Source organism: Candidatus Seribacter sulfatis (assembly GCF_964187635.1).
GTDB classification, from domain to species: domain Bacteria; phylum Verrucomicrobiota; class Verrucomicrobiia; order Opitutales; family Seribacteraceae; genus Seribacter; species Seribacter sulfatis.
This window is the reverse complement of the sequence record NZ_CAXLMO010000043.1, coordinates 15,362-27,401: the sequence shown is the minus strand read 5'-3', so window position 1 is coordinate 27,401 and position 12,040 is coordinate 15,362. Positions and strand designations below refer to the sequence as shown.

General features: G+C 40.7%; 10 protein-coding genes. 6 read left to right on the top strand and 4 right to left on the bottom strand.

Translation table 11 applies throughout. The features are described 5' to 3' along the window. Together ACKPQ5_RS05090 and ACKPQ5_RS05085 are read right to left on the bottom strand one after the other, a co-directional pair. Positions 1-390, bottom strand: a complete 390-nt coding sequence (locus ACKPQ5_RS05090) for a hypothetical protein (protein ID WP_407678022.1) — start codon at positions 388-390, stop codon at positions 1-3. A 208-nt stretch (positions 391-598) separates the two neighbouring features. Continuing rightward, complete coding sequence (locus tag ACKPQ5_RS05085) at positions 599-1,969, bottom strand: enolase C-terminal domain-like protein (protein ID WP_407678021.1); 1,371 nt, start codon at positions 1,967-1,969, stop codon at positions 599-601. 80 nt (positions 1,970-2,049) lie between these two features. Here ACKPQ5_RS05085 and ACKPQ5_RS05080 point away from each other — a divergent pair, with 80 nt between their 5' ends. The 6 genes from ACKPQ5_RS05080 (at position 2,050) to ACKPQ5_RS05055 (ending at position 9,661) form a co-directional block, all read left to right on the top strand. Continuing rightward, complete coding sequence (locus ACKPQ5_RS05080; protein WP_407678020.1) at positions 2,050-2,781, top strand: TerC family protein; 732 nt, start codon at positions 2,050-2,052, stop codon at positions 2,779-2,781. A 54-nt stretch (positions 2,782-2,835) separates the two neighbouring features. After that, positions 2,836-4,941 carry a M3 family metallopeptidase gene (locus ACKPQ5_RS05075; RefSeq protein ID WP_407678019.1) on the top strand — a complete coding sequence of 702 codons (2,106 nt, stop codon included), beginning with the start codon at positions 2,836-2,838 and terminating at the stop codon, positions 4,939-4,941. Between the two features lie 23 nt (positions 4,942-4,964). Then, positions 4,965-5,360 carry a DUF6941 family protein gene (locus ACKPQ5_RS05070; RefSeq protein WP_407678018.1) on the top strand — a complete coding sequence of 132 codons (396 nt, stop codon included), beginning with the start codon at positions 4,965-4,967 and terminating at the stop codon, positions 5,358-5,360. A 2-nt stretch (positions 5,361-5,362) separates the two neighbouring features. Continuing rightward, on the top strand, positions 5,363-6,079 hold the full coding sequence (locus ACKPQ5_RS05065) for a metallopeptidase (RefSeq protein WP_407678017.1): 717 nt from the start codon (positions 5,363-5,365) through the stop codon (positions 6,077-6,079). 298 nt (positions 6,080-6,377) lie between these two features. Then, positions 6,378-7,319 carry a PfkB family carbohydrate kinase gene (locus ACKPQ5_RS05060; protein ID WP_407678016.1) on the top strand — a complete coding sequence of 314 codons (942 nt, stop codon included), beginning with the start codon at positions 6,378-6,380 and terminating at the stop codon, positions 7,317-7,319. Beyond that, a complete protein-coding gene (locus tag ACKPQ5_RS05055) occupies positions 7,316-9,661 on the top strand; it encodes a thioredoxin domain-containing protein (protein ID WP_407678015.1) in 2,346 nt (781 codons plus the stop codon). Before ACKPQ5_RS05060 ends, ACKPQ5_RS05055 begins: the two co-directional genes overlap by 4 nt. 7 nt (positions 9,662-9,668) lie before the next feature. On the opposite strand, the gene ubiE is transcribed toward ACKPQ5_RS05055, so the two are convergent. After that, on the bottom strand, positions 9,669-10,376 hold the full coding sequence (ubiE, locus tag ACKPQ5_RS05050; protein WP_407678014.1) for a bifunctional demethylmenaquinone methyltransferase/2-methoxy-6-polyprenyl-1,4-benzoquinol methylase UbiE: 708 nt from the start codon (positions 10,374-10,376) through the stop codon (positions 9,669-9,671). 3 nt (positions 10,377-10,379) lie between these two features. Continuing rightward, complete coding sequence (locus tag ACKPQ5_RS05045; RefSeq protein WP_407678013.1) at positions 10,380-12,002, bottom strand: AAA family ATPase; 1,623 nt, start codon at positions 12,000-12,002, stop codon at positions 10,380-10,382. Positions 12,003-12,040: the final 38 nt, after the last annotated feature.

Here is a 12,040-nt window from a genome sequence, read left to right as displayed (position 1 = left end):
TTAATAGAAAAATTTGTCGTAGGTCATCGGACTCGCCATCACTACAGTGAAATTATAAAATTCATGTACTGCTCCAGTAAAAAGCAGGGCGTGTAAAAAAGACTTCTTTCTCATTGAAAGGTAGAGAACGGTCATGCTTATCATTGTCGGATAAAGAATAAGATGTCCCCAAAATCCTCGTTGAGTATGGAGCAGTTCAAAAAATAGGGCAAATCCGAGAATAGTCCATATTGTCTTCACTTTACAGTATCGGCAGAGTTCTAAGATAGGTACAAAAATAAAAATTGTTTCTAAAATAGGTGCTAGAAATATTGCCCCCAGTCCCATGCTGTAATCCACTAAACCATTGCGATGAACACGACCATCGCTCACCATTGCCCATTCAGGCAAAATATACAGAATTACGGGTATAAGACTACAGAGCAAATAAGACTCTAAAAGCACTCTGCCCTCACTTTGAGTATACCATCGAAGAATTAGTTTTTCGAAAAAAGGTAACTTTTTTATATTACCAATCTGAGCCATTGCTTAGTATAAATAAAGGGAACTTAATTTGAATTATAAGTTTGAGAATATTTAAAAAAAAGATTTACCCAAGTTATCCCAACTCCATTTGATAGCCAAACCCAGGACCCTTTATCGTGGATAGATCAAGCATGCCATTTCTTCGCTCATAAATACCAGGATGAATTAACGCCTCTTTTTTCGACGCCTCTGGATAAAATTGCATTCCATTACTTTCCACTCCCATGATAGTCCCTGCATGTGCACCGAGTAATACATGCGGAATTTGAGCAAGCATTGGATTAGTTAAATCCTGAACCATCAAATCCATTCCATGTGCTTTTGCCCAGCAGAGTGAAAGAAGAGCTCCCGTTTGTGTTTTGCATGTCTTGAGAGCGACTCCTGTCCACCCCAATTCCAAACCCAGTCTGACATGCTTCCAGTCATGTGCACTTTCATCCATAAAAAGAGGTTTTCTTTTCGATAGAGAATGTACTTTAATTCCGTACTTTTCTAAATCATAGGGAAAGGGTTGCTCCACATAAATAATTTTATCCCAGGTCTTAGAATCTTTGATTTTTAATTGATCGAGAATCTGATTCACGTAATGAGGATCAGTTACAGTACAATTAAAATCGGTTGTCAGGTAGTCTACATTCATTTCTTTCGCAATCTTTCCAATTGCGACCAATCGTGCATAATCCCAATGAGAATCATTCCCCCGAAGTTTAATTTTAAGGCAATTTAGTCCATCCCGCTCAATCCATTCTTCCAAATGTATAGGGTAACCGTCCCGCGGTTCGTTTCCCGTACATTCCTGCTCTGACAAAGGATCTAATCCTCCCACTAAATGCCATACGGGAATTTGATCACCTGGATCGAGTACCAAAAAGTCAGAGGGAGTCTTACCGGCAAATGAGATCGAATTCCCGTCTTTGGGTTCAATAAAATGACTTAAATCCAGATTGAGGTAAGGGAAATCATAGGATTGATAGGTCGGCAAGTCGTTGGTCATGCCATATGCATCATGTAATGCGAGGTCAAAAGCAGAAGCACAAACCAAAGCAGCAAGCCACGGCAATGGCTCCAGTCCCTTTCTTTCAGATTGATTATACTCATTTAAAAAAGTAGGCAATTGCTCAAAAACGAAAGAATGCCCGAGTTCCAATGCATGTCCAAAACCAGAATGAGTTTTACATTTCTTAAGCAATATTTCCGAAAATTCCTGCAAAGCTAAATGTCGGTCGTCGTAGGAAGTTGTGGATGGCCAAACCCACTGAACACTGAGTGGGGTTTCTCCCCATCCCTTCCCAGAATGTCCATCCCTTCTCTCCACACTAACAGAAACTCGTGCACAGGTGACCGAGGTCAGTACCTCAGATCCGAACTTCAAGGGAACGCGTGTGGCGACCGGTAAAAAAGCTAAGCTTGCATCGGTTATTTGAATATCAAATGGATTTTTCAAATAACAAAAAACAATCCCAAATACTAAACAATGTCGATTCTTGAATCTTTTTTCTTTTCAAAACGAGAAACCATGAAAGGATGGGAAGTATGGATGGTGATTTAATTGGCTTATTTGCATTATTGGTTGGCTTGGAGTTAATTCTTGGAGTCGATAATGTTTTGGTTATTGCAATTTTGGTTTCCCGCTTGCCGGAAAACAAAAGAAATTCAACCCGAAACTTCGGACTGGTTCTTGCCATGGTGGCTCGAGTAATCATGGTGTTAGGGGGGCTAAAGTTGATACAATTGACCAATCCGGCGTGGACTGATGGTCCTGATTGGTTTGCTTATTCGTGGCGAGACCTAGCACTACTGGCCGGTGGTTTATTTTTAATGTGGAAAGCGGTGAAAGAAATCCATGCCACGGTTGAGTTGGAGCATCATGAGACTAAAAATAAAGCAAAAGCGAGCTTGGGCGGAATCATTTTTCAAATTGTAATTCTCGATATTGTATTCTCGCTCGACTCGGTAATCACGGCAGTCGGGCTAACGGATAATCAATGGATTATTATCACGGCAGTCCTTTCCTCATTTGTTGTAATCCTGTTTTTTGCCAAGCCAATTGGTGACTTCATCATGAAAAATGTGGCTTTGAAAATTTTAGCCCTCTCTTTTCTCATTGTAATTGGTATTACTATTTTTATGGAAGGGCTCGGTAAAGAAGTTGAAAAATCTATGATTTATGTGCCTATGGGTTTTGCCCTAGCCATACAACTTTTACAAATGCGCCACAAAAAAAACTTGAATCAAATAAAAAATAAAACTTCTTGAATCGATTGGGAAATAACCAATTTACCAATCCAACACTTTGAATCTATTCCTACTATGAAAAATCATCCTTTCCTCGAAAACACCGGGAATCCCTCCTGGTCATCTCTCCAACCAGAATGCGTTCGAAATGATATCACTGTTGCCTTAGAGCAATCCGAAAAGAACTTGCAGTCCATCCGTGAATTAAACCACCAAAATGTAACTTTTTCCAACACGATTAAGTCTTTGGAGCAAGCTACTGTCGAACTGGATGAAGCTTGGGGTTTGGTGGCTCATTTGGACTCAGTTTGTAATTCAGAAGAATTAAGAAATGCACATAATGATATTTTGCCTGCAGTCAGTGAATTTGGTGCGAAAATATTCCTGGATGGTAAATTATGGAATGCAGTTAAAACATTTGCCGAAAGCGAACAAGCAAATGAGTTAAGTTCGATAGACCGGAGACTGCTGGAAGAAACCATTCAAGATTTCCAGGAAGCGGGGGCTAATCTTCCTCTCGAAAAAAGAAAGCGCCTCGAAGAAATTTCCAGTGAGCTTGCAAAGATTACTCAAAAGTTTTCTGAAAATGTATTGGATGCAACCAACGCTTGGCAGATGGTGGTAAAAGAGGAAGCTAAGCTCAAGGGACTTCCTTCCTCTGCGCTCGATGCAGCAAAGCAGGCTGCGATCAAAAAACTAGGTGATAACGAAGGGAAAGATGCCTGGATATTCACCCTTCATGCACCATCCATGCTTCCAGTATTACAATATCTTGATGACGAAGAACTCCGGGAAGAAATTTGGTCTGCAAGCGATCGATTGGGTACAGAAGAACCCAATAACAACTCCCTCTTGATCAAAGAAATTTTGGCTCTTCGACAAGAAAAAGCAGAACTAGTTGGCAAAAAAGACTTTGCGGATACCGTATTGAGTAGGAGAATGGCAAAAAATGGTAAGTGTGCAGATGATTTCATCTCTGACCTAAAAGTGAAAACTCTGCCCTTTTTCACAGAAGAAAACCGTGAGTTAGAGGAATTTAAAGCAGGGAAAACAGGACAAGCTGTCGGTCTGCTTCAACCGTGGGAAGTCGGCTACTGGGCAGAAAAGTTAAAGAAGGAACGCTATAGTTTTGATGATGAAGATCTTCGACCCTACTTCCCTATTCAGTCTGTATTAAACGGCATGTTCAACTTGGTGACCCAAATATTTGGCTTGGAGATTGTTGAACGGTCCACCCAATTTGAAGGGGAAGTTTTTGCCCATGGAGTAAAGGAAAGCCAACCCGTTGAAGTATGGCACAATGAAGTAAGATTTTACGATTTGTTTGATCAAAAAAGTAAGTGTTTGCTAGGCTCATTCTACGCAGACTGGCATCCCCGCTCTTCCAAGCGTGGTGGCGCCTGGATGAACTACTTAAAAACAGCAGAGCCTAAACCAGACGGCAGTCGCCCCCCCCATCTTGGTCTCATTTGTGGAAACCTAACTGCACCCTCCGCAAGCAAGCCGGCACTTCTTACTCATTATGAAGTCGAAACCGTATTTCACGAATTTGGTCACCTCCTTCATCATTTATGCGGAGAAGTACCTCACCGCAGCTTGAACGGAGTCAATGTGGCATGGGATTTTGTAGAACTTCCTTCTCAAATTATGGAAAATTGGTGCTGGGAGCGTGTCAGTCTAGACCTATTTGCAAGACACCATAAAACGGGAGAAACCATTCCGGAAGATTTATTTCAAAAGATGCTCCGGGCTCGAAACTTTATGGCAGGAAATGCAATGATGAGACAACTTGCATTTTCCAAGTTGGATTTATTTTTACACCGAACTCTCGCATTGCAGGAATTTGATGATTTAGAAAAGGCAATTCAATCAGAACTGAAAGAATATTTCCCAAAAAGAAAATCTCCTGCCCGCACTATTACCCACCGATTTAGCCATCTATTTAGTAGTCCTGTTGGCTATGCGGCTGCGTATTATTCATACAAATGGGCCGAGGTTCTTGATGCGGATGCCTTTACCCGCTTTCAAGAAGAGGGTGTGATGAATCCTGAAATTGGTCATCGATTTAGACAGCATATTTTAAGCAAAGGAAATTCACTTCCTCCCGATCAATTATATCGAAATTTCATGGAACGGGACCCAAAGATAGAAGCTCTGCTTCAAAGAAGCGGTCTTTCATAATCTACAAACCTAGTTCAACTTTTATGTCTACAAAGCCACAAGTCCTAGCTTGGATAACCTGCGATTCAGTTTATGTAGATCCGGCTACTGGCAAAAATACCCTGCTGGGTATTTTCTCGAATTTAAGAGCCAAAGAATTTCCAGTAGTTCACCCCCGGATGATCTGGTTTCTCTCTTTCTCTGATTTGACCCAGGGAAAACATATGCTCAAAATTTCTATTGGTATTCCAATGGCGGAAGATGAACCAAGGACTATTATTGATCGCAAATTTGAATCTCCCGGTCCCCAACACCGCATAAATTTAATTAATGACATTCATCGTTTAAAATTTGAAAAACCGGGGAATTACTCAATTCTTATTGAAATTGATGACCAGGTTGTCCTCGCCAGCACATTTCCGATCACTCAAGTTTCCTAAATATGAAATACTTACCTGCGCTCCTATTTATTTTTTTTACTTTGGTTTCTTTTTCAATCGCAAATGAAAGAGCTTCATCAATTGAAAAATTTTCCGTTCCATTTCTAGAAAAAATCGAGGGTTGGCCAGTTGAATGGAATCCTGATTTTAAGAACAGCGAGAATCGGATGTTATTTAAAGATGTAAAAAAAGCCCTCGCCAATCACCTTCAACGAATTACCTACATCTTAGATCAAGAAAAGGTCGAGGTATTGCGTAAATTATACATCCGAGTAGACCTGAACCACAAATTAACCACTATGCAATACCATCCAAGCAAGCGATGGTTACTCACAAACAAGCACGACCCAACACTAGAAAAAAGAGTTCATATCCCTAGGGCCCATCAACTTTTAAGCAAGGACCAGTGGGCTAAACACCCCTATGTAGTTTTGCACGAACTCGCGCATTCCTATCATGATCAAATTCTCAGTTTTGATCACCAGGAAATTATAAATTCTTATCAACGGGCTGAAAAAAAGGGCCTTTATGAAAAAGTTCTGCTTTTCCGCGGTGGAAAAACAAGTCATTATGCACGGACAAATCATAAGGAATTTTTTGCCGAGATGTCCGAATCATACCTTGGAGTTAATGACTTTTATCCCTTTGTCAGGGCCGAATTGGAAGAACATGACCCCACAACATTTGCTCTTATGAAAAAAATTTGGGGGAAGATTTAAGGACGTTTTGAAATCAGTTTTTTAATTCAGTAGAATCCTTAGATTGCTACCGAATCGACCTACTAATGAGGAAAAAACTGGCCATTCACTAGTTGCTAATTGAGCAATCAAAGAGGTTGCGAATTGCATTTTAATTTATAAATTTTCAATCAATAATAACTCAGTTCAAACTAGATGATTAGAATAAAATGATGAATCGGAACTTAAGATTCAAGCCGATTGATCTCCCCTACAAATGCAAGAAAACTTTACCCTTGTTCTCTTGAGCTTCTTTTAAAATTCGATATCTTACTTCACTATGTCTGATCGTATTAAATCTGATTCCTCTTCAGTTTCCCCATTACTTGTGGTGGGTTCTGTTGCTTTTGATAATGTCATCACTCCCTACGGTGAAAAAGAGCACATTCTTGGAGGTGCAGCGTCCTACTGTTCTTTCGCGGCGAGTTACTATACCGATGTACAAATGGTGGGAGTGATTGGTAATGATTTTGGAGAAGAATATCTGGACCGCCTACGTTCTCGTGGAATTGACTTGGAAGGTGTACAAAAAGATGAAAGTGGACCCACTTTTTTTTGGAAAGGAAAATACCATGAAAACTTCAATCGTAGGGACACGCTTGATATTCAATTAAATGTCTTTGAGAAATTTCGACCCGACCTTCCGGATTCTTACAAAAATACTCCTTTTGTACTTCTTGGAAATATTCACCCGGCACTTCAGTCACATGTACTAGATCAGTTAGAAAGCGAAGCATATGTACTCGCGGACACAATTGATCTCTGGATTGAAATTGAAAGGAACGCACTGCTTGATTTGATTAAAAGAATCAATTTATTTGTGATTAATGATACTGAAGCAGAAGAATTGACCGAAGAAAATAACATCATTCTTGCGGGGCAAAAATTGAGGAAGATGGGCCCGGAATCTGTCATTATTAAAAAAGGTGAACACGGAGCTATTCTCTTTCATGAAGATGGCATGTTTGCACTGCCTGCTTATCCGGTTACCGATCTTCGTGACCCGACTGGTGCGGGCGATTCTTTTGCCGGTGCCTTAATTGGACGAATGGCATCACGAAATGCCTCCGACTTTAATACGATTAAAGAAGCAATGCTTTATGCAACCTCCACTGCAAGTTTAACCGTGGAAGCATTTGGGTGTGACCGGCTCGAATCCGCCGGAGCGAAAGAAATACAGGAAAGAGCAGATAGTCTACAAAAGCTGATCTCCGTTTCGTGACTCGAAGCACTTGTCGGGGCAAGGAATTTCAACAAACCCCTATTCCGATCAGTTCCTTGTTACAATCAAGTGCGTTCTTTTATTTCTTTTCTTTTCTGACTCCCCTCTTTTTTATATCCGGGTGTGCAGAAAAAGAGACTGGGTCCGCCGAATTGCCCTCCCCTATTGCGATGAAAGAAAATAAGGAAGGAAAACATTCGGATATACAAAATAAGCATTCTTCGCGACTCCCACCCCCCGAGCCTTCAGAAATTGCTCAACTGCCACGTGATGGTGGAGTGGAGTTTAATCGTTTGGTATTTGAAAGCAGTCCTTACCTTCTTCAACATGCCCGTAACCCAATCGACTGGTATCCTTGGGGGGAGGAAGCATTTTCAAAAGCATTAAAAGAAAATAAACCAGTCTTTCTTTCTATTGGTTACACCACTTGTCATTGGTGTCATGTGATGGAACATGAATCCTTTGAAGATGATGAGGTCGCGGAATTAATGAATAAGGACTATATTTGTATTAAAGTGGACCGGGAAGAAAGGCCAGATGTAGACAATGTCTATATGTCTGTCACACAGATGATGACTGGTCAAGGCGGTTGGCCCATGACAGTAATCATGTCACCCGAAAAAGTTCCTTTCTTCGCCGGCACATATTTTCCAAAATCTTCCATGATCCAACTGATCCCACATTTTGCAAACATTTGGAAAAAGGAAAGAAACAAGGTAACAGAAGTCGGCAATGCAATCATGCAAAGCCTAAATGAAATGCAGGCGAATCAAGCTGGTGGAGACTTAAATGCAAGTCACCTCGACGCTTGTTTCCAGGCATTGCTGACAGATTATGACTCACAATATGGAGGTTTTGGGAATAAACCTAAATTTCCAACTGCTCATACGCTAAGCTTTCTCCTACGTTATCATAAAAGAACCGGAGAGAAAAAGGCCTTAGAAATAGTAAAGCACAGTCTTCAAAAAATTCATCAGGGCGGAGTGTATGATCAAGTCGGCATGGGAATTCACCGGTACTCTGTCGATGAAGAATGGCTTGTTCCTCATTTCGAAAAAATGCTCTACGATCAGGCCCTGTTTGCCCAGGCAAATTTGGAATGCTTTCAAATTACCAAGTCTGAGTATTTTGCACAAACTACAAAGGAAATCCTTAGTTATGTAATCCGAGATTTGACCTCACCTGAAGGTGGATTTTATTCTGCCGAAGATGCAGATAGTGAGGGAGAAGAAGGAAAATTTTATGTATGGACTGAGTCGGAAGTAATAGAAATTCTGGGAATTGAGGATGGCAGCTTTTTTAACGAAACTTATCGGTTCGAAAAAGAAGGAAATTTCCTGGATGAAGCCACACATCAAAAAAACGGGACGAATATTCCCCATTTACGAAAATCTCTCGATGAAATCGCCCAAGAAAAAAATCAATCACCGCAAGAATTTCGGGATAAAATAGACTCGCTAAAAGCAACTCTCTTTGCGGCTAGAAAAAAACGAATCCATCCGCAAAAAGATGATAAAGTACTGACCGACTGGAACGGATTAATGATTTCAACTTTTGCACAAGCGGCAAAGGCATTGGATCAAGATAAATATTTAAAAATCGCCCAAAATGCCGCCGATTTTTGTCTTTCCGAATTAAGGCTACCCAACGGACGACTTTTAAAAAGGTGGCGTCGTGGAAAAGCGGGACTTCCTGCGCATTTAGAAGATTACGCTTTTTTTAGCCAAGGATTAATTGATTTATACGAAGCAAGTTTTGATATTCAATACTTGAAAGCAGCGATCGAATTGGTGGACCTCACGATTGTCCATTTTGAAGATCAAGAAAAGGGCGGGTTTTTTCTGACCGCGGATGATGGAGAAAAACTTTTAATCAGGGCGAAGGAGATCTATGATGGTGCAATTCCGTCCGGTAATTCAGTCATGGCGCTCAACCTACTTCGTATCAATAAAATTACAGGTAATAAGAAATACCTCACCTCTGCAGAAAATTTATTTTCTGCATTTTCTGGTTTTATAGAAAAAAATCCACAAGGTGCAGAAGTATTACTACATGCCCTTGACTTCGCCCTCGCTCCAGCAAAAGAAATCGTAATCGTGGGAGATCCAAGCATGGATGATACCAAGGAATTGATTAGAGAAGTGAATCAACACTTCCTCCCAGCAAAAGTTGTACTCTTTCGTTCCACGCAAGTTACAAATCCGGAAATTTTAGAGTTTGCACCTTTTATCACAACCCATCGGTTAGTGGATGGAAAACCTGCCGTTTACATTTGCGAAAATCAAACTTGCCAGCAACCCGAAGTCAGTGCGGAAAAAATTAGAGAGCTATTGGGAAAATAGTAAGAAATTAATTCTTTGTACCTACATGTAAGGCAACAATCGAGAAAGTAAGTGCTTCAATATTCACATTCTCAAAGCCCACTTCTTCCAGTTCCCCACCCAATTCGGCACGGTTTGGAAAATTGGAAATACTGGTGCCCAAATAAAGATAGGCATCACGATCACCGGTAACTATTCGAGCAAACCAAGGTAAGAGTAGGCGGAGATAAAAATAATAAAAGGGCCGAAACCACCAATAAGGTTGAGTAAACTCCAATACAATCAAACGCCCATTTGGTTTAAGAACACGATAAATCTCGGCCAATCCTTTTTTACGATCTGCCAAGTTTCGAAGGCCAAAAGAAATCGTTACCAAATCAAAGCTTGAATCTTCAAATGGAAGATCCAGGCAGTCTCCTTCTATAAACTGATACTGTTGAGAATCTAATCCAAGTCGGCCTCGTTTCTTACGAGCTTGTTTAAGCATAGGTTCACAAAAATCGAGCCCGATAATTTCAACAGTTGAAGCAAGGCCGTCCTGTAAGGCAAAGGCAACATCTCCACTGCCTGTTGCCAAATCAAGGATTCTTGAACAAGGTGCCCGCCTTGCTAAATTGACTAGTTTTTTACGCCAATAAAAATCAATCCCACCAGAAAGTAAATGATTCGCAATATCATATCGATCAGCAACGCGGGTAAAAGTTTCTCGAACCGCATCAGGATCAGGATTACTCACGCCTTACGAATCCTTGCTTTTACCAAAGCTCTCGACTACCCATTGAGATAATTCCTTATCCGGGTCGTCCACTACTTTCTTATCAATTACAAATTCCTTTTTACCTGTTCTTTGGTTAATGATGCCCAAACCATGAATGAAATCAGAAAATTTTCTTTCACAAATCGCACGCACAGATCGCCCCTCAGCGATTGATTCCTTTACAATCGCTGTCTTCGCAACCTTGCGAAACTTGAGAATATAGCCACATTCTTTTCTAAATTGTTCCGCATAACGATCTACATCTTCAAGTAAGGAATCATCCAATTCATCCCTCCTTTCTTCAAGTAAAATTTCAAGTTCTTCTCCTGGATTTTCAACGGTGTTAGCAGAGACTGAAAAATCTCGTATTGCAGTGGAGGGAAGTTCAAATTTAAAATCTCGGAAGGTTTTTTCTAAAATAGTTACTAATCCACGGGCACCCGTTTTTTCTTCAGCTGCTTTTTCGGCGATTTTTTCGATCGCATCCTCGCCAATCTCAATACTGATGTCGTAACCAGAAAAATCATTTTTGTATTGTTCCAATACATTTCCTTCAGACGAACTAAGAATTTGAGCAAGGTCGTCCTTGTTCAATTCTTCACAGGAAACACGAACTGGTAATCGACCAATAAATTCGGGCTCAAAACCATAGTCTATAAAATCGCGCGTCTCCGCCTGAGATAAAAAGCGATTTGCCGATTCACTCGATGAAATATTTTCTTCTGCCGAGCCAAAACCAATTCGGTTTAAGTCGAGTCGTTTACGAATGTTTTCACCCAGTTGATCAAATGCACCACTTACAATAAACAATATATTTCTTGTGCTTACCGTACTCTTTTTAGGCTTATTTCCTTTCTGCATATCCATAAAGGATTTCATCTGCCCCATCATATCCTGAGGGGCATGCAGATTCACTTCAGTCTCCTCCATTAATTTAAGCAGATTGATTTGAACCCCCCGACCGGAAACATCTTTGCCCGTCTTTGAAGACTCCGAGGCTATTTTATCGATCTCATCCACATACACGATTCCAAATTCTGCAAGTTCAACATCACCATCAGCAGATTTTACCAAGTCCCGCACAATATCTTCCACATCATATCCAACATATCCAGTCTCCGAGAATTTTGTCGCATCTGCCTTAATAAAAGGCACGCCAATTAATTTCGCAACATTACGCATCAGAAAGGTCTTGCCTACCCCAGTTGGACCAAGAAGGAGAACATTAGGCTTCACATATTCATTTTTGGCCAGTTTCTCATTTTCTAAGCAACGGCGGACATGATTGTAATGATCGCAAACGGCAACCGATAACACGCGCTTGGCCTGCTCCTGCTTGATTACAAAACGATCCAAATAATCACGAATTTCCTTTGGTCTACGATCAAAGGAACGAATGGTGTCTAACCTCTCATCACGAGTCGCATCTTCCGGCGGAGGAGGCTTACTCTCCTTGACTTCATTTTCCACTTTTTCTCCCCCGTCTTTTGCCTTCATCGATTCCATAAAAGGGGCAAATGCAACCTGAACATTTTTATTATTTAGTAAATCGTGAAGTTGTTTTTGGATTTCCTCTAAAGGATTATCATCATCTTTCTTAGTCATTTTTTTTAAAATGGGTTTGACAGGTCATTGAGTAACAG